General features: G+C 49.0%; 22 protein-coding genes and 1 pseudogene. 19 read left to right on the top strand and 4 right to left on the bottom strand.

What is annotated here, in order from left to right; translation table 11 throughout:
- Positions 1-9: 9 nt before the first annotated feature.
- The 8 genes from creD to ACM9J1_RS01320 all read left to right on the top strand — a co-directional run bounded on the left by creD (position 10) and on the right by ACM9J1_RS01320 (position 11,511).
- The gene (creD, locus tag ACM9J1_RS01355; protein WP_415580058.1) at positions 10-1,344 is read left to right on the top strand and encodes a cell envelope integrity protein CreD; all 1,335 of its coding nucleotides are present in this window, start codon (positions 10-12) and stop codon (positions 1,342-1,344) included.
- A 76-nt stretch (positions 1,345-1,420) separates the two neighbouring features.
- The gene (locus ACM9J1_RS01350; protein WP_415580057.1) at positions 1,421-2,185 is read left to right on the top strand and encodes a hypothetical protein; all 765 of its coding nucleotides are present in this window, start codon (positions 1,421-1,423) and stop codon (positions 2,183-2,185) included.
- A 73-nt stretch (positions 2,186-2,258) separates the two neighbouring features.
- Positions 2,259-4,256, top strand: a complete 1,998-nt coding sequence (locus ACM9J1_RS01345) for a DUF7619 domain-containing protein (RefSeq protein ID WP_415580056.1) — start codon at positions 2,259-2,261, stop codon at positions 4,254-4,256.
- Positions 4,257-6,368, top strand: a complete 2,112-nt coding sequence (locus ACM9J1_RS01340; RefSeq protein WP_415580055.1) for a DUF7619 domain-containing protein — start codon at positions 4,257-4,259, stop codon at positions 6,366-6,368.
- Positions 6,369-8,591, top strand: a complete 2,223-nt coding sequence (locus ACM9J1_RS01335) for a DUF7619 domain-containing protein (RefSeq protein WP_415580054.1) — start codon at positions 6,369-6,371, stop codon at positions 8,589-8,591. It begins immediately after the preceding gene.
- Positions 8,588-9,832, top strand: a complete 1,245-nt coding sequence (locus ACM9J1_RS01330) for a T9SS type A sorting domain-containing protein (protein WP_415580053.1) — start codon at positions 8,588-8,590, stop codon at positions 9,830-9,832. The genes ACM9J1_RS01335 and ACM9J1_RS01330 overlap by 4 nt, the downstream gene beginning before the upstream one ends.
- Positions 9,833-9,835: 3 nt before the next feature.
- Positions 9,836-10,672 carry a hypothetical protein gene (locus ACM9J1_RS01325; RefSeq protein WP_415580052.1) on the top strand — a complete coding sequence of 279 codons (837 nt, stop codon included), beginning with the start codon at positions 9,836-9,838 and terminating at the stop codon, positions 10,670-10,672.
- A complete protein-coding gene (locus ACM9J1_RS01320) occupies positions 10,669-11,511 on the top strand; it encodes a hypothetical protein (protein ID WP_415580051.1) in 843 nt (280 codons plus the stop codon). The genes ACM9J1_RS01325 and ACM9J1_RS01320 overlap by 4 nt, the downstream gene beginning before the upstream one ends.
- Here ACM9J1_RS01320 and ACM9J1_RS01315 read toward each other — a convergent pair.
- Together ACM9J1_RS01315 and ACM9J1_RS01310 are read right to left on the bottom strand one after the other, a co-directional pair.
- Complete coding sequence (locus tag ACM9J1_RS01315; RefSeq protein WP_415580050.1) at positions 11,498-13,195, bottom strand: amino acid permease; 1,698 nt, start codon at positions 13,193-13,195, stop codon at positions 11,498-11,500. The two genes, ACM9J1_RS01320 and ACM9J1_RS01315, sit on opposite strands and share 14 nt — an antisense overlap.
- A 3-nt stretch (positions 13,196-13,198) precedes the next feature.
- Positions 13,199-14,131, bottom strand: a complete 933-nt coding sequence (locus ACM9J1_RS01310; protein ID WP_415580049.1) for a T9SS type A sorting domain-containing protein — start codon at positions 14,129-14,131, stop codon at positions 13,199-13,201.
- A gap of 155 nt (positions 14,132-14,286) precedes the next feature.
- Here ACM9J1_RS01310 and ACM9J1_RS01305 point away from each other — a divergent pair, with 155 nt between their 5' ends.
- The 11 genes and pseudogenes from ACM9J1_RS01305 (at position 14,287) to ACM9J1_RS01255 (ending at position 24,009) form a co-directional block, all read left to right on the top strand.
- Positions 14,287-14,922 (top strand): peroxiredoxin, encoded by a 636-nt coding sequence (locus ACM9J1_RS01305; RefSeq protein ID WP_415580048.1) that lies wholly within the window; start codon positions 14,287-14,289, stop codon positions 14,920-14,922.
- Between the two features lie 76 nt (positions 14,923-14,998).
- Complete coding sequence (locus tag ACM9J1_RS01300) at positions 14,999-15,307, top strand: thioredoxin family protein (RefSeq protein ID WP_415580047.1); 309 nt, start codon at positions 14,999-15,001, stop codon at positions 15,305-15,307.
- A gap of 33 nt (positions 15,308-15,340) precedes the next feature.
- Positions 15,341-15,595: a DUF6952 family protein gene (locus ACM9J1_RS01295; RefSeq protein WP_415580046.1), complete on the top strand. Its 255-nt coding sequence runs from the start codon at positions 15,341-15,343 to the stop codon at positions 15,593-15,595.
- A gap of 170 nt (positions 15,596-15,765) precedes the next feature.
- A complete protein-coding gene (tpx, locus tag ACM9J1_RS01290) occupies positions 15,766-16,266 on the top strand; it encodes a thiol peroxidase (RefSeq protein WP_415580045.1) in 501 nt (166 codons plus the stop codon).
- Positions 16,266-16,637 (top strand): diacylglycerol kinase, encoded by a 372-nt coding sequence (locus ACM9J1_RS01285; protein WP_415580044.1) that lies wholly within the window; start codon positions 16,266-16,268, stop codon positions 16,635-16,637. The genes tpx and ACM9J1_RS01285 overlap by 1 nt, the downstream gene beginning before the upstream one ends.
- Before the next feature lie 74 nt (positions 16,638-16,711).
- The gene (locus ACM9J1_RS01280) at positions 16,712-19,210 is read left to right on the top strand and encodes a DNA translocase FtsK (protein WP_415580043.1); all 2,499 of its coding nucleotides are present in this window, start codon (positions 16,712-16,714) and stop codon (positions 19,208-19,210) included.
- Position 19,211: 1 nt separating this feature from the next.
- Positions 19,212-19,877, top strand: coding sequence for an outer membrane lipoprotein periplasmic chaperone LolA1 (gene lolA1, locus ACM9J1_RS01275; RefSeq protein WP_415580042.1), 666 nt, complete (start codon positions 19,212-19,214; stop codon positions 19,875-19,877).
- 6 nt (positions 19,878-19,883) lie between these two features.
- Positions 19,884-21,302 (top strand): annotated as a pseudogene (locus ACM9J1_RS01270) (LptF/LptG family permease); the annotation flags it as partial.
- Between the two features lie 550 nt (positions 21,303-21,852).
- Positions 21,853-22,980: a 3,4-dihydroxy-2-butanone-4-phosphate synthase gene (gene ribB / locus ACM9J1_RS01265; RefSeq protein ID WP_415580041.1), complete on the top strand. Its 1,128-nt coding sequence runs from the start codon at positions 21,853-21,855 to the stop codon at positions 22,978-22,980.
- Positions 22,981-23,079: 99 nt separating this feature from the next.
- Positions 23,080-23,364 carry a hypothetical protein gene (locus tag ACM9J1_RS01260; protein WP_415580040.1) on the top strand — a complete coding sequence of 95 codons (285 nt, stop codon included), beginning with the start codon at positions 23,080-23,082 and terminating at the stop codon, positions 23,362-23,364.
- 75 nt (positions 23,365-23,439) lie between these two features.
- On the top strand, positions 23,440-24,009 hold the full coding sequence (locus ACM9J1_RS01255; protein WP_415580039.1) for an AraC family transcriptional regulator: 570 nt from the start codon (positions 23,440-23,442) through the stop codon (positions 24,007-24,009).
- 331 nt (positions 24,010-24,340) lie between these two features.
- Here ACM9J1_RS01255 and ACM9J1_RS01250 read toward each other — a convergent pair whose 3' ends face one another.
- Positions 24,341-25,312 (bottom strand): fasciclin domain-containing protein, encoded by a 972-nt coding sequence (locus tag ACM9J1_RS01250; protein ID WP_415580037.1) that lies wholly within the window; start codon positions 25,310-25,312, stop codon positions 24,341-24,343.
- Between the two features lie 284 nt (positions 25,313-25,596).
- Positions 25,597-26,346, bottom strand: coding sequence for a sensor histidine kinase (locus ACM9J1_RS01245; RefSeq protein WP_415580036.1), 750 nt, complete (start codon positions 26,344-26,346; stop codon positions 25,597-25,599).
- Positions 26,347-26,403 lie beyond the last annotated feature (57 nt).

Below are 26,403 nucleotides of genomic sequence, written 5' to 3'. Positions count from 1 at the left end.
CTCAATAACATGGAAACACCTGAAAACAAACCCGGATTTTTTCAATCGAACACCGCCCGCATGATCATGGTTGGGCTGCTCACCCTTGTGCTCATGCTGCCACTGGTTTTGGTCGACGGCCTGATACAGGAACGCGCCGGACGGCAGCTGGAAGTCGTCTCGGAAATCAACGACAAATGGGGCGAAAGCGTTTATTGCTACGGACCGATCCTGCAAGTGCCGTACACGAGGTATCAGGAAACAGTGACCGTCGATGAAAAAACGAAAGTGCAAACCACCGAACGCACGGCCATCACGGATTATGCGTATTTCTTCCCGAACACGCTCAATAACAACTCATCGGTGCAGACCAAATTACTCAAGCGCAACAATTACGAATCTGTGGTTTACAGCACGAAAATGGCTTTTACCGGTGATTTCACTGCTCCCGATTTCACCCCGGAAGACATTGCTGAAGAAAATATCCATTGGGAAAAGGCCAGCATCCTGATCAAGACGACGAACCTGAAAAGCATCAAGGAAGCCGTAAAGATTACCATTGGCGACAAGGAATTTTCTTTCCGGCCGGTGTACAACGAAGCCAACGATGCTGTGCAGGAACTCAATACGGGTTATTTCGATGCCCGTTTCCTGAAGGAAGGCACGGCCAAGTTCGCCTTCAACATGACCTACAACGGCAGTCAAAGCATCAGCATGGTTCCGGTCGGGAAAACCTCAACGGCGCAGATGACTTCGGATTGGGCGTCACCGAGTTTCGCCGGGAATTACCTGCCCGCAGACGACAAAACAATCAATGAAAGTGGCTTTTCCGCGCACTGGAAAATACTCGACATTAACCGTCCGTTCCAGCAACAATCTTTCGGGAAATTGCCCGACTTGGGTGCGTTCGCGTTTACCGTAAACTTCGTCGTTCCCGTGGACCAATACCAGCAGAATGAGCGCGCGGTGAAATACGGCTTTTTGATGATTGGGCTGACGTTCCTGATTTTCTTCCTGATCCAGACCATCAGCAAGATTAAGATCCACATTTTCCAATACTCGATGATTGGGTTGGCGCTCATCATGTTCTACACACTACTGATTTCGATCACCGAACACAGCTCGTTTTTGACGGCCTACCTGATTGCAGGCGGCGCGGTCGTGGCCATGATCACTTTATATTCGATATCCATTTTAAAAGGCCGGAAATTCCCGCTGTTCATCGGCGGCGCGCTCACGGTATTGTACAGTTTCATTTACGTGATCATCCAATTGGAAAATTATGCCTTGCTCTTTGGCAGCATCGGGCTGTTTGCGATTTTGGGCGCGGTGATGTATTTCTCGCGGAAGATTGATTGGAATTAGGAGAGGAAAGAAGAAAGAAGAAAGAAGAAAGAAGAAAGAANAAGGGANAACAGACCGTCAAATTAATATTGAACTTATGAGAACATCTGCAGACTGGGTGCGCCATTTCGGTGACAACAGCAAAATACACCGCGTGGATTGGACCACAAAAGTTGCCATCACGCCAACAGAAAAACAAGCCATTCTGAAATCATTGCAGGCGTGGCAATTGGGCGAAACCTCAGACGGCAGCCACCTGCTGTCAGCCGCACGCCGTTATGCCAATCAAACGCACGACATGATCTATCCGCTGGCCGTGGAATTGTTCATCAAGGAAGAGCAAAAGCACGGCAACAACCTCGGAAAATACCTCGACCTGATTGGCGAAAAACGCGTCTCGAAAGACTGGGGCGATACGATGTTTAGGAAAATACGCTATTACAACACCAGCATGGAACTCTGGACGTTGGCCGTCATCACGGTGGAAAGTACCGCGCAGGTGTTTTACCAGTCGTTGAAGGACGCTACCAATTGCCCTCTGTTGAAGCAAATCTGTACCGACATTTTAATCGACGAAGCGCCACACATCGAATTCCAACGCGAACGGATGGAAACGATTTATTTTGCCGCCAAACCCAGTACGCGGCTGTTGCGGTATTGGGCGTACATGCTTTTCTATTTCGCGACCATTTCGGTGGTTTGGTTTGCGCACCGCAAAGCTTTTACGGCCGGTGGCAACGGTTTTTGGAAATACTTCCGGAAGATGCGGTTGAAATTCCGACGGAACTTCCGGCAGCTGCGCAGCCCTGAGGCCAAAGCCTACTACCGGCATGAATTCCTGCAACAGTATTATACGCATTAACGATTGTTCAATTTAACATGAAGCCACTTCCGGAGTGGCTTTTTTTGTTATATTTACTCGAAAATCCTTGGCTATGAAACAGTTTTACTTTCTTTCAATGTTGATGTTTGTTGGAATTGCCCAGGCGCAAATCGTGAACATTCCCGACCCGGTCCTAAAGAACAAGCTTGTCACGGAAATCTGTGCGAGCTTTACCGATACCGGCAACTTCACGAATAATGTTGACACCAATGGCGATGGCGAAATTCAATTGAGCGAGGCGCTTGCCGTTAAACAACTCTTTGTGTCGGGCGCCTTGACGTCATGCGTAGGCCTCGAGGCGTTCACGAGTGTAAAACGACTGCTTTTACAAAGTACGGGGCTTGCTGATTTTTCGCCCATTTCCGGGCTAACCGCGTTGGAATACCTGAGTCTTTACAATGCTGCGGCGGCAACGCTCGATACGAGTCAGATGGCCAATCTACAAACCTTCAACGGCCAAAACGGACTGTGGCAAACGCTCGATTTCAGCCAGACCAAAGTAGTGACATTTGACGTGAACGGCTGCAACCAATTGACCTACCTGAATTTAAAGAACGGTTACTTATCATCTTGCCAGTACGGTCCGGACGATGGCTGCACGCAGTGGTTTCTATTGACAAACCTGAAATACGTCTGCCGCGACGAAGGCGAATTGACGATACAAACACCCGGATACGCACCGCTGCCTTGGGGTGTCATCAATTCCTACTGCAGCGTTGCCCCGGGCGGCGATTACAATACGATTACGGGCCATTTGACGGTAAACTGCGGCAACGGCAATTACCCGATGCCGGGCGTTGCGCTCACGACCATCGAAGGCAGCGCCGGAAGCAACTCCGTCTATACGGACTGGCTAGGGCAATATTCGTATTTTATGGGCAACGGTCCGGTTTCGGTTACACCGCAAATCCCGGGTTCGCCCTACTTCACGCTGACTCCGGCAAGCTTTTCCACTACTTTCAGTTCGCTCAACAACAATGTCACCGCCGATTTCTGCCTCAATGCCAACGGCGTGCACCCGGATCTGGAAATCTCCATCTTACCCAACGGCCCGGCGCGGCCCGGATTCGATGCCGATTATGTGGTCGTCGTGAAAAATAAGGGAACAGAAGTCCAATCAGGAACTTTCGCGGTCACATTCGATGACGCGTTGACCGATTTTGTTTCGGCATCCGGATCGGGCGTCCAATCCGGAAACCAGATTTCATGGACGTTTTCGAACGTTGTCCCGTTTGCAAACCAGGTGGTGAACTTTAAGCTAAATGTCAATTCCCCGATGGAAACCCCCGCGGTCAACATCGGCGACACCTTGGACTTCAATGCAACGGTCACAGCCGGAAGCGATGAAACGCCTGCCGACAATATCTTCGGGTTCAAGCAAGTCGTTCTTGGGTCGTACGATCCAAACGACAAAGCTGTTTCCAAAGTTGCCGTTTTGCCATCTGGCCTCGATGAATATCTTTATTACACCATACGTTTCCAGAATACCGGAAATTTCGCCGCCGAAAATGTCGTCATAAAGGATGTCCTATCTGCAAACCTCGACACATCCACATTGGAAATTGTCGCCACGAGCCACAACGGGCACCGCAACCTCAAGCCTGGAAACATCCTGGAATTCTATTTTGAAGGCATCAATCTGCCCGCCGAATCAGTAAACGAACCGGCCAGCCACGGCTATGTCATTTACAAGATCAAACCGAAAAGTACTTTGGTCCTGAACGACCAGATCACGAACAAGGCCGAGATTTACTTCGATTTCAACTTCCCGATCATCACCAATACGGTCACCACGACAATCACTTCGCTCAACGCCGGTGAAGTATTGGAAAGCGCTTTCGCGTTGTTTCCGAATCCGACGGCGAATACTTTCTCGATACAGGCCAATACAACCATAAACTCGGTCGCCATCTATAACATGCTTGGCCAATTGGTCAAGACCGCCAATGGGCCAACGACGATTGATGTTTCGGAGTTGTCGGCAGGAAGTTACTTGATACAGATTGTGTCAGACAAAGGAAAAGCAACCAAAAAACTAATCAAGATTTAAATGAGAAAAATTTACTTCTTGCTGGTATTGGTGGGCTTGTCGGCTAGCGCTCAGATTGTCAACATTCCGGATGCGAACTTTAAAAATTTTCTTTTATCAAACGAATTCGACACCAATGGCGATGGCGAAATCCAGGAAAGCGAAGCCGCGACCGTGAACTACCTTTTACTTGACGGTTTGGGAATTGTTTCTCTCGAAGGCATACAGGCGTTCACAAATCTGCATCAGCTGAGTTGCCAATCAAACCTGTTGACCTCACTTGATGTAAGCGCGCTGGAAAATTTGAAAACACTGCATTGTGACCACAACCAACTCTCGACGCTCATTTTTCCTGACCACCCGATGCAATTTATTACAATCTCATACAACCAGCTTACGAACGTCGATTTACCTCCGCTGCTTCCATTTAACCCAAATCAATATTACGGATTGGACATTTCCGGAAATTTGTACACGTCAATTGACCTCCCGGAAGGACTTGTCGATGCTTTTTATTGCGACGATACATTGTTGACATCGCTCGACCTTTCAAACCTGAGGTTCAATCTCGGGACAGGTGATTTTTCGATAGCCGGTAACCAAAACCTTGCGTACATCAATTTAAAGAACGGTAGTGCAGATTATTGCTCATCGCCTACGCCCGAAGAATGTTCGGGCATGTCGCTAAGTATTGCAAACAATCCCAACCTTGCATTCATGTGTGTGGACAACGAGGCAGAAGCAGCCCATTTTTCAAACTTCAACTGTTCGACCTATTGCAGTTTTACGCCTGGCGGAAATTATAACACAATCACAGGAACAATCAGGTTTGACACCAACGGAAACGGATGCGACGCTGGCGATACGTTCGCGTCGGGAATTCCTGTAAATATTTACAACGGCGCAAATTTCAACGGCATTTCCTTTACCGACAATACCGGAAATTTTACGACTTACACGAGTTCCGGAAACCGCACTGTAACGCCTCAATTCGAAAATCCGTATTATGCTTTTTCGCCAGCGTCATTCACGTCTGCGTTCTCAGGTACCGGAAACACCGCAGTGGCCGATTTCTGCATCGTTCCGAATGGCGTCCATCCTGATTTGGAAATTTCCATCATTCCGGTAACGGTAGCGCGTCCGGGATTTGATGTAACCTATAAAATCAATTACGAAAACAAAGGCACGGAAACACAATCGGGATCGGTAACTTTGACTTTTGAGGATGACATTCTCGATTTCGTATCGGCAAACCCGACGACAGATTCACAAGCCGCGAATACATTATCGTGGAATTTTTCCAACCTCTCCCCATTCGAGTCGCGAGAGATTGCGCTGACGCTCAACGTCAATTCCCCGCTCGAGACACCGGCGGTCAATATCGGCGACATCCTTGATTTCACCGCGGCGGTTTCAGCCGGACCTGATGAAACGCCTGCCGACAACACTTTCGAATTCGACCATGTCGTGGTGGGTTCGTTCGACCCGAACGACAAAGCCGTATCGCGCGAAAGTATAGGCATTGCGCAACTCAGCGATTACCTCTATTACACGGTGCGATTCCAGAATACCGGGACTTTCTACGCCGAAAATGTGGTCGTGAAAGATATCCTTTCCGCCAACCTCGATCTGGCGACGTTGCAGATGGTTTCGGCCAGCCATCCGTACCGCTCGACCCTGACAAACACCAACAAACTGGAGTTCTTCTTCGAAGGCATCAACCTTCCGGCGGTTGGCGACGATGAGCCCGGAAGCCACGGCTACGTAACCTTCAAGATCAAGCCTAAAAACAGTCTAGTCGTGGGCAACACTATAGCAAACGACGCGTCAATCTACTTTGATTTCAATGCGCCCATCGCAACCAATACCGTAACTACAACCGTAACTGCATTGGGCAATCCTGAAGTGGCCGCGAATGATTTTGTGGTGTATCCGAATCCGGCGAAGCATACAATCTCGATACAGTCAGATGCAACCATTGAAAGCGTCGCCATCTACAACACGCTGGGGCAATTGGTCAAGACCGCCAATGGGCAAACGACGATTGATGTTTCGGAGTTGTCGGCAGGAAGTTACTTGATACAGATTGTGTCAGACAAAGGAAAAGCAACCAAAAAACTAATCAAGATTTAAATGAGAAAAATTTACTTCTTGCTGGTATTGGTGGGCTTGTCGGCCAGTGCTCAAATTGTCAACATCCCCGATGCGAATTTCAAGAACAAATTATTGGTGATTGGTGTGGACACCAACAACGATAATGAAATCCAGGAAAGCGAAGCATCGGCAGTCACCTTCATGGACGTTACCGGATCAAACATCTCATCGTTGGAAGGCATTTCGGCATTTACAGGCCTGACGCAATTGATTTGCCAAGGAAATAACCTGACAACGCTTGACGTGGGTGGCCTGATGAACATGGAACTGCTCTTGTGCAGTGGCAACGACTTGGTGACACTGGACATCAGCAATACAAATATCAAAGAATTGTATTGCGAAAGCAATGCGTTGACCTCTCTCACGCTGAGTGACAGCATCCGCGACCTGTTCTGCGCCGGCAACCAGCTTAGCACACTCGATTTGAACCACGACTTCGGTTATTGCTGGATTTCAAATAACCCGCTTGTAGGAGATTACATCATCTCTGCATCTAACCTGGTTAAAGTGTCCAATACCGATATTTCATCGGCCATAGTAAGCAACCCCACCGGCTCGATCATTCCAGATATAGAATTTTCCAACAATCCGCAGCTTGTTTCGCTCGATTTGTCGGGCGTCCATAACCTCAATGGCGACACGAAAATCCAAAACAATCCTTTGCTGCAATACCTGAATCTGAAAAATGGATGCCCCGAAACTGCCTCAGGCGGCTGGGCGCAACTTTACTTGTCACTACTTCCTTCACTTGAATTTATCTGTGGCGACGACTTTGACCTCGCAAACATCATGTCATTGCCCATCGGCTCCAATCCGGTCATTTCATCGTATTGCGGCTTTACGCCCGGTGGTGACTACAATACAGTTACCGGAACCGTAAGGCTTGACGCCAGTGGAAACGGCTGCGATGCCGACGATGCGGTGGTTCCGCAATTGGCTGTTAAAATTAATTCGGGAGCCGTCGAACGCGGCAAGACTTTTACGAATATGCAAGGCGGATATACCAGTTACTCGGTGTTCTCCAATCCGGGCGGATACAACACCATACTGACCCCGCTTTTTGAAAACCTATATTATTCGGCGACACCCGCGACGTACACTACGTCATTTATTGGTTATGGGAATTCTGCTACGGCCGATTTCTGCATCGCGCCCAACGGCGTCCATCCGGATTTGGAAATCACGCTGATTCCTATTACCGTGGCGCGCCCAGGATTTGATGCGACCTACAAAATCAATTACAGGAACAAAGGCACCGAAACCCAATCCGGTACCGTGTCGCTTGCTTTCGAGGACGACATTCTCGATTTTGTATCGGCAAACCCAACGACAGATTCACAAGCCGCCAACACCTTGTCGTGGAATTTTTCAAACCTCGCCCCATTCGAGTCGCGAGAGATTACGCTGACGCTCAATGTGAATTCTCCGCTCGAGACACCTGCGGTCAATATCGGCGACGTCCTTGATTTTACCGCGGCGGTTTCAGCCGGAACTGATGAAACGCCTGCCGACAACACTTTCGAATTCGACCATGTCGTGGTGGGTTCGTTCGACCCGAATGATAAGGCGGTTTCGCGCGAAAGTATAGGCATTGCGCAACTCGGCGACTACCTGTACTACACGGTCCGGTTCCAAAATACCGGAAATTTTTATGCGGAGAACGTGGTCGTGAAAGACATGCTTTCCGCCAACCTCGATTTGACGACGTTGCAGATGGTATCGGCCAGCCATCCGTACCGCGCGACCCTGACAAACACCAACAAACTGGAGTTCTTCTTTGAAGGCATCAACCTTCCGGCAGTCGGCGACGACGAGCCCGGAAGCCACGGTTACGTGACGTTTAAAATCAAACCGAAAAGCAATCTTGTCGTGGGCAACACCATAGCAAACGACGCGTCAATCTACTTTGATTTTAATGCGCCCATCGTAACCAATACCGTAACTACAACCGTAACAGCATTGGGCAATCCTGAAGTGGCCGCGAATGATTTTGTGGTGTATCCGAATCCGGCGAAACATACAATTTCAATCCAAGCGCATACCTCCATTGAATCGGTCGCCATCTACAACACGCTGGGGCAATTGGTCAAGACGGCAAACCGGCAGACGACAATCGACATTTCCGGTTTGTCGCCGGGAAGTTACTTCTTGCAGCTTGTCTCGAGCAAAGGAAAAACAACGAAAAAAATGATAAAAATATGATCCGGAAAGACTACCTCCTATTCATCGCACTGCTGTCGGCATGGGCAAACGGGCAAACGGTATCAGTGCTCGAGGTCACCGCCAACGATTTGGCTTACAGCGGCCAAACCAACCGGTTGTATGTTTCGGTTTCTGCGGCCGCGGCCGCCAATGCCAGTACGCTCGCGAAAATCGATCCTGCCACCGCGCAGTTTGAAGACTACTATCCTATTGGTGACAATCCGGGCGTCATGGCGGTGTCAGGTGACGGCCAAAAAATTTACGTCGGTCTCAAAAGTGCTGGCGCCGTTCGGCCGTTTGACGTCACGACGCACACCATAGGTGCCGACATTCTGCTGGGCAGCAACGAGATTACCGGCGACTTTTACGCCGAGGACATCGAAGTGATGCCGGGAAATCCGAACACGATTGCGGTAGCCAGGCGCAACCTTAACTTCGCACCCAAGCACGAAGGTGTTGCCATTTATGATGACGGCGTGGCGCGCACCAATGTCACGCGCAGCCATACGGGCAGCAATGACATTGAATTCGTATCGGCGTCTGAGGTGGTAGGGTTCAACAATGAGAGCACCGAGTATAAGTTCAGGAAATGGGGCGTAAACGCCAGCGGCATTGCACTTACTTCATCCAACAACAATAGTAATTTGCCTGCAGCCATCGGCGGTCCGAATAAATTTGTCATCAACGGCACGAAAGCGTTCTTCAGCAATGGCAAAATGGTCGATTTTTCGGCAATACCCATCGCGTCCGGAACATTCGAAAACGCGTTCGGCCCCGTGATTTATGACAATACCACCAATACGGTTTGCTATGCGTCGTATGACATGGGCGGAAACATCTCCTTGAAATTTTTCAATCCTGACACACAGGCACTCCTCAACGAAATCCCGATCCCGCAAGCAACGGGCAGTGTTAAGAACTTGGTTGGATGCGGCGCCAATTATTATGCGTTCAACACCGCCGACAAGGTCGTCATCGTCAATTATGCGCTAGGCGCGCCAAACCACGCACAAAACATCGTGACACTTTACCCTAATCCAGTGAAGGATTTGCTTTACATCCACACCACTGAAACGGTGCTTGCGACGGTAATCTTCAACCAACTCGGGCAGAAAGTGATGCAGCTTGAAAACCTCTCGGACGGGCAACCGATGGATCTCACTGGGCTTGCAACAGGAACGTACATCATCAAATTGGATACGCCATCCGGACAACTGACACAGAAACTGGTAAAAATGTGAGCCATGAAAACATACTCTACGTTCGCAATCGCTTTGTTTTGTTTGGTTTCGGCTGTCGCGCAACCCCTACAGAAGGTCATTTTCTATCCCGACAACCCTGCCCTGAAACAGGAATGGAATTTTAATCCTGACGGCTTGCTCTCGGACATTCGAAATGCAGACGGCGAAATCATGCGCGATTTTACATACGACGGCAACCATAATATGACCGTTATGAATGTTTACATCGAAATATGGAATGAATTTCCGCCAACGCTGACTTACACTTATGACGCCAACAATCACATCACAACAATGAACGGTGCGTCTTACAGCTATGAGAACGCTACAAATTCTTATCTTTTTGGTGACCTTTCCGATTCGTACAAGCGCTGTTACCTTACCTCTGAAGGTCTTTTAAAAAATGAGGAATTGCATTATTACGATTTAGACTTAGAGCAATATGTAACAGATTCAGGCGTGTCTTGTGGTTATGTAAACGGAAACCTCACCGTAACATATAATACGGAAAGCTTTATGAGCAATTTTACCATTATGAGCTGGCAACATGTAACAGTAACCAATCCTTTGAAAGCAGCCATGATGCCGGTGCTAAAGGCGCTCGCCATCTATTCGTTCAACAGTAGCCATAATAAGTGGGCTTATGCCGACTATTGTTCAGATCATCTACCGGTCACCCTTCGATATGACATCAGCGATCCGGAGTCGTCCGACTACCTTCACGAATTGAACGCCGCGGGTCTTCCAGTCAAGACCATCCGAAAAGACTACTATTTGGGTCAATATGAAGGGCAATCCGTTTCGGCACTTTATTATTACCAAGGCGATGTTATCCCATGAAAAAACTATTACTGCAATCCGTTATTATTTGCGTGGCATTCGTTGTTAAATGCCATGCGCAGCTGTTGCAAAAGATGATTGAGTTTCCGGGAACGCCCTCCGAGAGACATTGGAATTTCAATGCCGTCGGGCAACTGACCGACATCCGTCATGCAAACGATGCAGTCATTGCCGACTTTACCTATGACACCAACGGCAATATGGTCACCTGGAACATTTACGAGACAACAGGCCCGTTCATGGCGGGCAACCATATTTTCACCTACGATACCAACAACCGCATTGCGTCGTACAACGGAATACCGGTGACTTTTGACCCGGTCACAAACCTATATACCTATACCATTTATGGGAACAATGGGTACTCGGAGGCGTACTACTATACGGTAAATTTGGAAGGTTTGATTGTCGCCGAAAGCCGTACATTCACTTTTGCACCGGACGATATTGACTATGACGGCGGAATTTCTGCCGGTCTTTATTTAAACGGGAATCTTGTCAGGTTGTATGCCGGAAACGCAAATTGGCAAGGCAACTGGACGCACGTTACGATAGATAATCCGTTGAGACCGCAATTATTGCCCAATATCCGCGCGGCGCTGTTCACCCATTTTGATTCACCATCAGGCAAAATGGCCGGTGCCGAATTTGCTTCGGGGCAATTGGAATCGCGGCAGGATTACGGACTTTTCGACCCCGACACCGATGAATTTTACTATGAATTGAATGCGCAGGGCAAGCCGCAGGTCAAACATCGCAGGTACTATTATTTTGACGATCTTGAATCTGATTATGTTTCAGCAATCTATTACTACCAGGGCGACACTATCCCTGATTAGCCAACTTACTTTTCCGGTATCCGTAGCTAAAATAAAACACCAACCCGATAACAAGCCAAACGCCAAACCAAGCCCAGTTGGATGCGGCCATGCCCGTTAACAGGTAGCAACAAGAAATCAGGCCGAGCAACGGGATAAGCGACAGGTTTTTCAGGAACGACAAGACGGACATCACGACGCAAAGTATGATGAAGATGCTCATCGGGATGCTGGTGGCGCATTTCTCGCCTGAGTAATCGCAGGCTTCGGCGAAGAATCCCGGGACATAGTTGTAGATGACAACACCCGAAACCAAGACCATCAGCGGGAAAATGTATTTTGCATTGATGTACGGAATCCTGAATTTGCCTTTTGTTTGTTCGGCTTCGGCTTCACTATGAGGCGAGAGCATGAGCACGCCGCCACAAACCAGCACGAAAGCGAACAATGTCCCAATGCTGGTAAAGTCCAACACGAAATTCTCATCGGTAAAGAAAATCGGCAAGCCCACGACCAGTCCGGTCACGATGGTTGCAAAGCCGGGTGTTTTGTACTTCGGGTGGATGGACGCGAACTTCTTCGGCATCAAACCGTCGCGGCTCATGGTCATCCAGATCCGCGGCTGGCCCATCTGGAACACGAGCAACACGCTGGTCATGGCCACGACAGCGGCAATCGATACGATGAACAACATCCACTTCACACCTTTCAATGCAAAGATCTCGGCCAGCGGATCGCTCACGCCTAAGAGTTTATATGACACCATGCCGGTCAAGACCAATGCGAGGATGATGTAAATGACCGTACAAATCACCAGTGAATAAATCATGCCTTTCGGCAAATCACGCTGCGGATTTTTGCTTTCTTCGGCCAGTGTCGATACGGCATCGAAACCGATATAGGCGAAGAACACCGCCGAAACACCAGCCATTACGCCGCCGAAACCGTTGGGCATGAACGGTGTCCAGTTGTCGATATCTACATAGAAAATACCAACGACGATGACCAAAACGATAATGGCCAATTTGGTGATGACCATCGCATTAGAGAAATTCTTGGACTCTTTCGTACCGCGATACACCAGATAAGTGATGAGCACATTGATCACAAAAGCGGGCAAATCCATGATGATTCGAAGGCTGCCTACCATCGGGGCATTTTGCCAGGCGAGATAACCTTCAGACAATTTCAGTTTGGCGTCCGCAGGCATTTTCGCCGCTGCCTCGACCGCGTCCCAGGCAGATTGATAGTTGATGGTGAGCCATTCCGGCAGGTGCAAATGGAAACTCTCGAGCAGATTCGTGAAATAGCCGCTCCAGGAAAATGCGATGTAAATGTTCCCGATGGAATATTCCATAATGAGCGCCCAGCCAATGATCCAGGCGAACAATTCCCCGAACGACACATAAGCATACGTGTACGCACTCCCGGAAACCGGTACGCGCGAGGCGAATTCGGCGTAGCACATGGCGGTAAAGCCACAGGCAATCCCACAAATGATGTACAGCAAGGTCACACCCGGCCCGCCTTCAAAACAGGCGTTCCCGATGGCGCTGAACGTACCGCCTCCAATAACGGCCGCAATCCCGAAAAAAGTCAGGTCGCGTACCGTGAGCACTTTGTGCATGCTGCCATGGCTTTCGCCGTCGCCGCCTTGTTTAAGTACTGTTGTGGTGGATTTTTTTCGGAAAAGTGATGATAACATCTGTTATATTTTTATGATTCGTTTTGAAATTTTGGTACCCTCGGCATTTGTCAAAACTACTTGATAGACGCCGGCCGAAACTTCTGAAAAATCAAGTGTGTTGGTTAGGCTGTTAAAGTGCGTCCGGAGTGCTTTACCGTGGATGTCAAACAAGGCTACGTGCGCAATCGCAAAGTTACCATCCACTTGGAGTTGGGCAAAGTGTCTTACCGGGTTGGGATAAATTGAAACCGCGTCGGCGAAGACATTTTCGGGCGTACCGAGGCTGTTGTCAGTGACCGAAACCATATCGACGTAATAATAACCCCAGGAAAACAACCCGTTGAAATTCGCTTCAACGGCACCGGAATTCGCGTCGTTAAAAAAATTGCCGATGGTCAGGAACTTTTCCCCGCCCGCGGCCGTATACGTGCCTTGTATTTTCGTCCAGGTATCGTAGTTGGAAATCAATGAATTGGATTGGATCTGCGGCGTTTCAGTAATCAGGTAACCGCCGTTTCCCGACACTTGGTTTACAGTGATCCTTGCGCCCAAGGTTGCCACCGCAAAACGATGTTTGTCGGCCGGGGAAACCCAGAAAGAAACGGTATAGACATGGCTTTGCACCATGGGCGTGCTGAGCTGGGTTTGGATGTATTCCCGCTGATCAGAATTACTGCCGTAACAAAAAATACCGGCATACGCATTACCTTCATAGGCGGTTTGGTTCCCACAGATATTTATCGGGATACACTGGCTGTTGTTTCCGGGATTTGCGCACGTATTGAAATAATCTGGCGACGACAGTGACGAATTCGGGGTAACGGTCCAGTTGAGCGCCTGAAGCGTTCCCTGTGTCGTCGGGCAGGAACTGTATTGCTCAAAGCTCGGGTTGTTGACCATATTTTGTGCCCATGTGAGTGACGACAGGAGCAGCAATACCAAAATCTTACACATCGGGTTTTGGGCCATGGGCTTACGCGGTTATTACGGTTCGAATATATTAAATAAATAATTGCCCGTTATCTTCTGATAGGAAATTGTAATGACAATCATTTTTATACGCGTTTCTTCGGGCTACCTTTGCACCCGAAATCATAAACCCTCAAAATATGTCACTCGTAGGAAAAAAATTCCCGAACATTGCCATCGACGCCATCTCTGAAATGGGCGACAACCTGAAGATCAACATCTTCGAAGAAGCCACTAAAAACAACAAAAAAGTATTGCTGTTCTGGTATCCGAAAGATTTCACGTTTGTCTGCCCGACTGAATTGCACGCCTTCCAAGCCGCGCTTCCAGAGTTCAACAAAAGGAACACCATCGTGATTGGCGCGTCGTGCGACACCAACGAAGTCCACTTTGCCTGGTTGAATACCCCAAAAAACAACGGCGGGATCGAAGGCGTCACCTATCCTCTTTTGGCCGACACTGCCCGCAACTTATCGGGTATGCTCGGTATTTTGGACATCCAGTCTGAAACCTACAACGAAGAATCTGATTCGGTCATCATCGAAGGCTCAAACGTGACCTACCGCGCCACGTATCTAGTGGACGAGACCGGAAAAATATTCCACGAAAGCGTCAACGACATGCCGCTGGGCCGCAACGTCAACGAATACCTGCGCCTGATCGACGCCTACACGCACGTACAAACCAAGGGCGAAGTTTGCCCGGCCAACTGGGAAGAAGGCAAGGAAGCGATGTTCGCCACACGTGAAGGCGTCGCTACATACCTGAGCAACTAAAAATTAATGGACGACGGGCAATTGATGATGGACGGTGTTCCATTATCAATTGCCAATTGTCAATTGTCAATTGAATATGCTGATCGAACTCAACTCCGATACGTTGCAAGACGTAGTCAACGCCAACAATAAAGTTGTGGTGCAATATTCTGCATCATGGTGTGGCAACTGCCGCATCATGAAACCAAAGTTCAAGAAATTGGCCGGCGAAAATGAACCGGTCACTTTTGTGTACATCGACGCCGAAGCCGCGCCCGAATCGCGCAAACTCGCCAATGTGAGCAATCTGCCGACATTCGCAACATTTGTGAACGGACAATTGGTCAATCAAACCCAGACCAACAAAGCCGAGGTATTGAACGAACTGGTTAGCGAAATCCTCTAATTATTAATTATTAACTATTAATTATTAGTTGACATGAAGCTTCCCATCATCAAGCACCTTACTCAGTTCATCGAGGCCAACGACGAAGATTACCTCGTGGAAACCATTGAAGTCCTCGAAGCGCTTACCGAAGTGTCTTCGCTCAAGGATGAGGAACTCGACGTCATCGGCGAACTGATCTCCAATATGTACGGCGCGCTCGAAGTCCACAAAATGGTCAAGGACGGCACCAGCAAGAAAGAAGCGTTGAACGCGTTCATGCAACGTGTCATGGGCGCCATCAACTAAAAAGATACCTCCTTAACCCTAATGCTGAAAACGCTTTCGACCCACGGAAGCGTTTTCTTTTTGGCGATAACCGATGAAAAAGTGTCTGGATGATGCAATAATTTTTATTTATCCGGCGGGCGACAATTGCGCATTATTTAACTATTTTTGCGCCAACAGAAAATACAGTTATGGCTACAGTAACGCTCGGCGGAAATCCCGTCCATACCAACGGCGAATTGCCTGCAAAAGGCGACCACGCAAAAGATTTTCAATTGTCTAAGGAAGATTTGTCTACGGCATCACTCGCAGACTTTGCAGGCCACAACTTGGTGCTGAACATCTTCCCGAGCATCGATACGCCTACTTGTGCGCAATCGGTCAGGACGTTCAACCAGAAAGCAGCCGCCATGCACAACACCAAAGTACTCAACATTTCACGCGATCTGCCGTTTGCCCAGAAGCGTTTCTGTGCGGCGGAAGGCATCGAGAATGTCGTGAACCTGTCGGATTTCAAAACAGGAAGTTTCGGCAAGGATTACGGCGTGGAACTTACTGACAGTAAACTGGCCGGTCTGCATGCGCGCGCCGTTGTGGTGCTTGACGCAAACGGCAAAGTAATCCACAGCGAACTGGTTCCGGAAATCGCCAATGAACCCAATTACGAAGCCGCACTCAATGCCCTGCAATAATGGCGTTCGAAAAAGACAATACTTTTTTTAAGGGCCGACTCAAGAGCATCCGCTTCGCCGTGCTGGGCGCCGTGAAACTCGTCACGACCGAACACAGCGTCATGGTGCAGACCTTTATCGGTGTACTCATGGTTGGGGCTGGGTTTTATTTCAAGATCTCGGCCACCGAATGGATGCTGCAAATCCTGGCCATCGGGCTGGTGCTTTGCATCGAAGGGTTGAACACTGCCGTAGAGAAAGTCGCCGATTTCATCCATCCGGAATACCATGAGAAAATCGGGTTCATCAAAGACATTGCGGCCGGTGCAGTGTTTTTCGCTGCAGTGACGGCCATTACAATCGGCGCCATCATTTACATCCCAAAATTTTAACCGTTAAAGCGTAAATTCGCTATTTTTGGAAACCTGAGAAACCACGTAAAACGGGCAGTAAAATACACCGACCTATGGCTAAAACGGTAAAGAATCCGAAGCAAGACGAGAAAACCGCCGACACCGGGGAGAAAAAATCCTGGAAATTTACACGCCAGCACAAAATGTTGCTCGGCGCGTTGCTCGTGTTGGTTTCCGTGGCGATGTTGCTGTCGTTCATCTCGTTTTTCATTTACGGACAGGACGACCAAAGTGCCGTGGATGCGCTGGCCGACCGCAGCGAACATACTCGTAACTGGCTCGGGAAATTCGGCGCTGCGCTCGCGGACTTCTTCATTTACCGTGGCTTTGGCGCGGCCTCATTTTTATTTGTCAAGTTATTTTTCCTGACGGGCGCATTTATGGTGCTCGACGTGCCGCTTCGCAAACTCAGGAACATTTGGTTCTGGGATTTGTTTGCCGTGGTATTGCTCTCGATCCTGTTCGGCTTTTTTGCGACTTCGCTGCCCGTACTCGGCGGCGTCGTGGGTTACGAAATGAACCTGTTCCTGCAGGATTATTTGGGCAAGACCGGAACGATGCTGTTGCTGGTTTTCGGCATCGTGATTTACCTGATTTTCAAAATCAAGATTTCGCCCGATACCGTCAAGTCATTTTTCGAGCGCACGAAGAAACAAGTCAATGACGATTTGGCTTCGGCAAAACCGATGGCTACGGCCGAACCCGGAAATGAATACAACCTTGAGGAATATGCCGTCAATGATGACGAAAAGCCTGAATTGGCGCTTCCGGAAGAAGACGAAGAAGACATTCCCGAGCCTGAGCTGAAACCGGTTTCCAAATTCGAGATCGACCGCGAAGCCTTGAAACCGACCATCGGGCACGCTTCGGAAATCAGTTTGGACGTGACCCCGAAACCCGTTGCCCCGGTTACGCCGCAGCCTGAACCAATAAAACAAATCATCCAGACCAACGACGAGGCTTTTGTGATCGAGCAGGCGGCAGAAGAAGACATCATCGAAGAAAATCTGGCTGCAAAACTTGTGGAAGATTTCGGCTTGTTCGACCCTACCCTGGAACTCTCGAACTACAAATTCCCGACGCTGGACCTGCTCAAGGAATATTCGTCCGGCGGCATCACGATCAACCAGGAAGAACTAGAGGAAAACAAGAATACGATTGTGGAAACGCTCCGCAATTACAAGATAGAGATCGCCCAGATCAAGGCCACCGTCGGGCCGTCGGTCACGTTGTACGAAATTGTCCCGGAAGCCGGCATCCGCATCTCGAAAATCAAGAGTCTGGAAGACGACATCGCACTGTCATTATCCGCACTCGGCATCCGCATCATCGCCCCGATTCCGGGCAAAGGAACCATCGGTATCGAAGTCCCGAACAAAAACCCGACGATGGTGTCCATGAAAAGTGCCATCGGTTCCACGAAATTCCAGGAAGCCGAAATGGAACTGCCGATTGCGCTGGGCAAAACCATTTCCAACGAAACCTTCGTGGTCGATTTGGCGAAAATGCCGCACTTGCTCATGGCGGGCGCTACCGGACAAGGTAAATCTGTCGGGTTGAACGCCGTGCTGACGTCGCTCTTGTATAAGAAACATCCTGCCGAAGTGAAGTTTGTGCTCGTCGATCCAAAAAAAGTGGAATTGACGCTTTTCAACAAAATCGAACGGCATTACCTGGCGAAACTCCCGGATGTGGAAGACGCCATCATCACCGACAATTCAAAAGTCATCAACACGCTCAATTCGCTGTGCGTGGAAATGGACAACCGCTATTCGCTCCTGAAAGACGCCATGGTGCGCAACATCAAGGAGTATAACGAAAAGTTCAAGGCGCGGAAACTCAACCCAGAGAACGGACACCAGTTCCTGCCGTACATCGTTTTGGTCGTGGACGAATTTGCCGACTTGATTATGACCGCCGGCAAAGAAGTGGAAACCCCAATTGCGCGTTTGGCCCAGTTGGCGCGTGCCATCGGCATCCATTTGATCATCGCCACGCAACGCCCGTCGGTGAACGTCATCACGGGTATCATTAAAGCGAACTTCCCGGCGCGCATCGCCTTCCGCGTGACTTCCAAAATAGACTCGCGTACGATTCTCGACACACAGGGCGCAGACCAGCTCATTGGGCGCGGTGACTTGCTCTATTCCAACGGCAACGACATCGTCCGGGTGCAGTGTGCGTTCGTCGATACGCCTGAAGTGGAAAAAATCACGGAATTCATTGGTGCACAGAAAGCCTATCCAAACGCTTATCTCCTTCCGGAATTCGTGGGCGAAGGCGGCGACGGCATCAGCCTTGACATCGATATCTCGGACCGCGACCCGTTGTTCCGCGAGGCTGCCGAGGTCATCGTGGGCGCGCAGCAGGGCTCGGCATCATTATTGCAACGGAAACTGAAGCTCGGATACAACCGCGCCGGAAGGCTTATCGACCAGCTCGAAGCCGCCGGAATCGTAGGTCCGTTTGAAGGCAGCAAAGCCAGAAGTGTCAATATCTCCGATCTGGCATCTCTCGATCAGTTTTTTAACAATGAACAAAATGACTTGTAACATGAAATTCCCAAACCTTTTCAAAAACAACTTCCTCACCGCTACCCTATTGTTGCTCCTCGCGTCGGTTTCCATGCAGGCGCAGGACAAAAAAGCCAAGGACCTGCTCGACCAGGTAACGGCGAAAATCAAATCTTACCAAAACATCTCTATCGATTTTAAATACACGCTCAACAATTTCAAGGAAAACATCAACCAGGAAAGCAAGGGCAACGTCGTGCTGCAAGGCAACAAATACGTGTTGAACCTGATGGGCGTCACGAAAATATTTGACGGCGCAAAAACCTACACCATCAATCCCGAAGACGAGGAAATCACAATCTCCAAATTCGATGCGAACGATGACAATGCCATCACACCCAGCAAAATGCTGACGTTCTTCAATAAAGGCTACAAGTTTTCCTGGGACATTCTCCAAAACGTGAAAGGCCGCAAAATCCAATACATCAAACTGGTCCCGACCAATCCGAAAGACCAACGCAAGGAAATCCTGCTGGGCATCGATACCCAAACCAAGAACATCTACAACCTCATTGAGGTCGGACGCAGCGGCACCAAAACCACACTCACTGTTAATTCTTTTAAAACCAACCAGCCGCTGTCTAAAAATCAGTTTACCTTTGTCGAGGCCAAGTATCCGAACTACCTGATCAACAGAATAGACTAACTTTAGGTGAAAATACTCGACAGATACATCCTCAAGAGCTTCATCGTTACATTTACGACCGTATTTGTAATCCTGTTCTTAATCTTCATCCTGCAAACCGTTTGGCTTTTCATCGGGGAATTGGCCGGTAAAGATTTGGATCTGTCGTTGATCTTCAAATTTCTTTTGTTCAAGATGCCTAGCGTCGTGCCACTGGTGCTGCCGCTTTCCATCGTTTTGGCGTCCATCATGACTTTCGGCAGCTTTGCGGAAAATTATGAATTTGCTGCCATGAAGTCCGCCGGGATTTCGCTGATGCGGGCCATGCGCGGGCTTTCGGTTTTTATCCTGATCCTCAGCCTGGCGACATTCGCATTTGCCAATAACGTCATTCCGTATGCCGAATACAAGTTCATCAATTTCCGACGCAACATCGCGCAGGTGAAACCCGCCATGGCCATCGCCGAAGGACAATTCTCGGACGTGGGCAGCTATAACATCAAGGTTGATAAGAAATCGGGCGAAAACGGAAACAAACTCACGGGAATTACAATCCATAAGAAATCAAGCCAGGTTTCGGGCACCAACGCTGTTGTCATTCAAGCCAAGGACGGCGAACTCATCAGCAACGAAGACTCGAACATCCTGAAGATGGTGCTCAACAACGGTTATTATTACGAAGACATCACGCCGAAGAAAGTCGAAGACCGCAAGAAAATGCCGTTCGCCAAAAGCGCATTCAAGAAATATATCATCAATATCGATTTGTCGAAATTGAACAAAACCGACCTGGACAACGAACAGATCACCAACACCAATACCATGCTCAACGTGTCTGAACTCAACTACACGATTGACTCGTTGCGGCAGAATTATGACAAAGACGTGGTATCGTTCACCGACAACATCTACCAACGTACGGGCATTTCGGCGTTGCGGAAAATGCCGCTGGCCGCACCGAATCCGGCTGCAGAGAAAACACCCGATTTGTTGAGTCTGGTTGGCGGTTCCGAAAGGGAAGAAATCGTCCGTGTGGCCGCCAGCAACGTATCGGGAACGGCGTTTACCGTGGACGGCGCGAAAATCGAAATGGACAACAAACTCAAGAACATCAACAACCATTACATCGCTTTGTACGACAAATTCGTGATTGCGTTTTCCTGCTTTTTGATGTTTTTCATCGGCGCGCCATTGGGTGCCATCATCCGCAAAGGCGGTCTCGGTTTGCCGATTGTTTTCGCGGTGCTGATCTTCATCGTCTTCCACTTCATCAATACCTTCGGGAAGAAAGTCGCGCAGGAAAATGGCATCACGCCGTTCCTAGGCACTTGGATGTCTACGCTGGTATTGGCGCCGCTGGCCATCATGCTGACGTATCGGGCCACCAAAGACATGTCGGTTTCCATTGGTTTCGATTGGATTACCGTACCGTTCAAAAAAATATTCCCGCAGAATGACTTGGTCTTCGCGACACCTGAAGCCGCAGGCAAAGACACCGGCGAAGATGTAGATTGGCGGAAGTTGGACTTACTGGCCGATACGGAGTTGTTTGACATTGTCCGAAATCCGGAAAAAATGCATTACACGCCGGCCTATCAGGCGAAAGCGCAAAACATCCTTGAGGCGCGTGGCCATATATTTGAGCCGGAAACCACGCCGGAAACCGTCAACCCGATTGAAAGCAAGCAACTTGACAAAGTGAAAGAACTGGCCGGAATCCAAAAGTTCTATGGCGCTGTCGCACTGTTTTCCAATGTGGTTTTGTTGGCCGGATTGGTGCTGACAAAGCAAAATCCGGCGTTCATGTCCTTGGTGGTCATCGCCGCAGCGGTATTGCTTTTCACGATTTTCGAAGCCGGACGGCACCTGTCAATAATCTCCAGATTACTCCAAAAAAACATTGGCGTCAACCGCTGGATCAGCTTGGTGCTGGCGCCGATTTACCTTTTTATTTACTTTTATGACAGGGTTCAGCTCAAGAAAACCCTCAAGCCTTATGTCTGAAATCCGATTGAATACCATAGAAGAAGCCATCGAAGACATCCGTCAGGGCAAAGTCATTATCGTTGTCGATGACGAAGACCGCGAAAACGAAGGTGACTTTTTGGCCGCCGCCGAAAAGGTCACGCCCGAAATGATCAACTTCATGGCCACGCACGGCCGCGGTTTGATTTGCGCACCGCTAACCGAAAACCGTTGTAAGGAATTGGGGTTGAACGCGATGGTACACATCAACACCGACCACATGGAAACCGCCTTCACCGTATCGGTGGATTTGCGCGGACATGGCGTCACGACCGGGATTTCGGCAGCCGACCGCGCCAAGACTGTCCTGGCGTTGATTGATGAGAATACGAAGGCGCATGACCTGGCGCGTCCGGGACATATTTTCCCGTTGATTGCCAAACAGGGCGGCGTGTTGCGGCGTACCGGACATACCGAAGCTGCCATCGATTTCGCCCGATTGGCCGGGTTCAAGCCAGCCGGTGTCATTGTCGAGATCATGAATGAGGATGGCAGCATGGCTCGTTTGCCACAGTTGTTGGAAGTGGCGCGGAAATTCGACTTGAAATTGGTTTCCATCGAAGACCTCGTGGCCTATCGGATGCAGCATGACAGCCTTATCGTCAAGAAAGAAGACTTTGACATCCAGACGCGATATGGTACATTCAGGCTTCGGGCATACCAGCAAACCACCAACAAACACATCCACATCGCCCTGACCAAAGGCACTTGGAATATCGGCGACCCGGTGCTGACGCGCATCAACTCCACAGCGGTCAACAACGACATACTGGGTACGCTAACCAACAATGCCGACCAAAAACTCGACGACATGTTCCGGCTGATCAATGACCAAGGCGCGGGCGCGGTAATTTTCATCAACCAAGAACTGCAACCCGGCGATTTACTCTCAAGGCTCGGCGAACTGAAGGAGTTACAAGAACAAAACATCTACAAAGCGCCGCAAATCAAGATGGATTTAAAGGATTTCGGCATCGGGGCGCAAATCCTGCACGACATCGACATTTCTAAAATCCGGCTGATTTCCAACAGCGAACACGGAAAACGCGTGGGCATGATTGGTTACGGATTGGAAATTACCGAATACGTTAACTACTGATTTTTCGCCATCGTTAAATTTTGGCCGGCCTGATAAACATCAGGAAGCACGAACAAAGCCGTAAGTACTTTTACATCAGATAATTTAAAAACTGATGTGATGAGCACTTATGAAAAATACTTCGACGAATTTGAGCGTTTGTTCTTCGCCAATTGCGCGATAGCCGTACTGGTACAAAGTTGCGTGGGCGGCATTGCTGCGATGGCCATTCTGGAAAACGGGAACAGCATCATCAACATGGTGCAATTGTTCGTGGTCGTGATGATGAGCGTTGGCTTCAACGGTTCTATCCTGTCCCAGCAAAAACCGAAGACGATTTACAATTTACTGCTGGCGAGCATCATGGTGAATCTCATCCTTGCCATCGTCAATTTCGCATTGTAACACCGGCCCGCAGAAAAGCGGGCCATTTTATTTCGGCCTTGTAGAAATCTTTACCTTTGCTGAAGATCACACAACATGGCCACGACCGCGAAACTCGTCTTGAAAAACATGGTTTGCCCGCGATGCATTTCGTCGGTAGAACGAATATTTGCTCAATCGGGCATTCCTGTTTTGCACGTTGCGTTGGGCGAAGTCGCCTTCGAAACCATGCCCGACGAAACCTCTTTGGATGAAGTGAAAGGAAAACTCGCCGATGCCGGATTTGAGGTCATTGAAACGCGATTGCACAAACTCGTGGAGGACATCCGCCGGCTGATTGCACAATATCTGAGCGACATCGGACAACAAAAAACCAACCTGTCGGCGTTCATTACGGCATCGATCCCATACGATTACAGCTATTTGAGCGATGTTTTTTCCTCGGTCGAAGGCAAGTCCATCGAGCAGTACTTCATCCTGCTCAGAATTGAAAAAGTCAAGGAGTCGTTGGTGTATGACCAATTTTCGCTCACGGAGATCGCATTCCAGCTCGGTTTCAGCAGCGTACATCACTTGTCCGCACAATTCAAGAAGGTCACTGGATTGACGCCATCGCATTTCAAGGCCGTGGGTGCGGCGAGACGACGGCCGCTGGACAAGATCTAAATCCAAAAATTATATACATCTTCCCCCGAATTGCGTACTGCGCCCGCGGTTTCGCACACGTATCTTTGCCTTGTAATAATCGATAATATTCAACTCACATGAAAACAACAATTAAATTATTCGGGAAGAAAAACGCCAACAACGGATGCAGCAACTCAAATTGCACTTGTGAAAACTGCCAATGTGGCGACAACTGCAATTGTAATCGCTGCTGATTACCTATCGGCTTACCAAACGAAAAGAGGCTTCACGGCCTCTTTTTTATTGTTGAACACCAAACAAAAAAGGGAGAATTTCTTCCCCCTTTTCTCACATAAACCAAACTCCTATATTATAAAGTAGGAAGCAAGACTTTGTTGACTACGTGTACAACACCGTTTGCTGCCTGTACATCTGTAGCGATGATTTGGGAGACGCGGCCGTTGGCATCAGTGATTGACGCGCCACCTTCAAGGTTGATGGTGAAGCTCTCGCCTGAGAAAGTGCCCACAGACATGTTGTCGGTCAAAGCCGTCGACAAAACATTCGCACCGGTCACGACGTGATACTTTAAAGTTTCTTCCAAAGTAGCTTGCGGTATGGCGCTCAACCCTGGCAATGACAATTCGGTCAGCAACGATCCGAACGCCTCGTTGGTTGGGGCAAAAACAGTAAACGGTGAACTGGCAGTGCCGCCCAGAATTCCAGCAAAGTCAGGCATATCGCTACGGGTCAAGGCCTGAACCAGAATCGAAAAGTTAGGATTCGCGATGGCATGGTTGGTTACCGTCGGCAAACCGATGACGCCGTTCACGATGTGGATGACACCGTTGCTTGCATCTACATCAGCCGTAGTTACAGCAGCACCATTGTTGCTCAAGCCACCGTTGATGGTCACGCCGCCACTGGTGTTGATGAACATACTCAATGTGTTGGTCGATGAAGCGCTGCCTTTGGCCAACGTCTTTACATAGCCAGTTGTCAACGAGCCCGATGTGGCTTCCCCAGACAAAACATGGTTCAGCAAGACTTCCTTTAAAGTCGCTACTGGAACGTCATCGAGTGTTTCGAATCCGTTTGCGTCGAGGAACGCGTCAAATGCTGCATTGGTCGGGGCGAACACCGTAAACGGACCCGATCCGTCCAACGTTTCGTCCAACCCTGTTTTTTCTAACGCAGCCACCAGCGAAGTCAAGTTGGCATTTCTTGACGCGATGCCTGTGATCGAGTTTGATTGTGTTTCGTCATCGTCGCTACAGCCTACTGTTACGCCTAAGGCCAGGAAAGCGACAAGAGCAATTGCCTTTTGTTTAATCGTCTTCATAAATGATTGTTTTTGGATTAGTGATGTAAACTTAAAACTAAAAATATTTTTGTTTAACCTTTTTATGAAAATATTAGACAAAATTAACTTTTGTTGAAGTTGAGCAAATAAAAAAGCCATCGTGACGATGGCTTTTGGCTTGGTTAGAGTTAGTGGCAGTGAATCCGGGTAAGAATAGGATTGTCTCAAGATCCGTTGCTTGTTTAAAGGAGCAAAAAGTGCGAATTAACCCTAGTGAAAAACCACCTTTTCAAGCCACTTACCCGGAAATAACTACCTCATCGTTAAACAAAAGTTTCGTTAAGCGCGCGAAACCTTATATAGAAAGTTGTCCCTTGGTCAACTTCGCTTTCCACATGAATGTGCCCACCCATGGCTTCCACTTGGTATTTTGTGATATACAAACCCAATCCGCCACCGTCCACATGTTGGTGAAAGGTCTTGTATAGACCGAACAAGGTTTGGCTGTGCTGCTTGAGGTCGATCCCTAAACCGTTGTCGGCAACAGACAAAACCTTGTTGTGATCTACTTCAGACCAACCGAACACAATTTCCGGAAAGCGATCCGGATGTGCATACCTTATGGCATTGGCACACAAATTCAGTAAAATGCTCTCCAGATACGCCCGGTTGAAATGCACCGTCACTTCCCGCGGCACCCGATTGACAATCGCGACTTGGGCCGGACGGCCATGGCTGTTGAAGACAAAATCCATCCGGTCGATAAAATCCTTGAGCAACAGATTTTCCGTCTCGATTTCGCCACCATCGCATACAAAGGCAATCCGGGCCATGTCGTCTATGGTCTTTGTCAAATCCTCGGTAACGACACCCAAATGGATGAGCGCCATGTCGCGTTCGTCCGGATGTTGTTCATTACGCGCCATGTCAGACAAAACCCGGATGTTCCCGACGTGCGTCCGCAAATTGTGGAACACCGTCTGGAATAAATTCACCAGTTGTTGTTCGCGGTCGGTTTTCAGCGCCGGCACATCAGTTTCCCGGTGCGGATTTCTGGCCAAAGGGTTGTTCACGGTTGTTGTTTTGGTAGGTCAAATATATACCCTGCCGCCGGTATTATTTGTAGCATT

The sequence above is a fragment of the Flavobacterium longum genome (assembly GCF_965137575.1).
Classification (GTDB): domain Bacteria; phylum Bacteroidota; class Bacteroidia; order Flavobacteriales; family Flavobacteriaceae; genus Flavobacterium; species Flavobacterium longum.
This window is presented reverse-complemented; position numbering and strand designations above follow the sequence as displayed.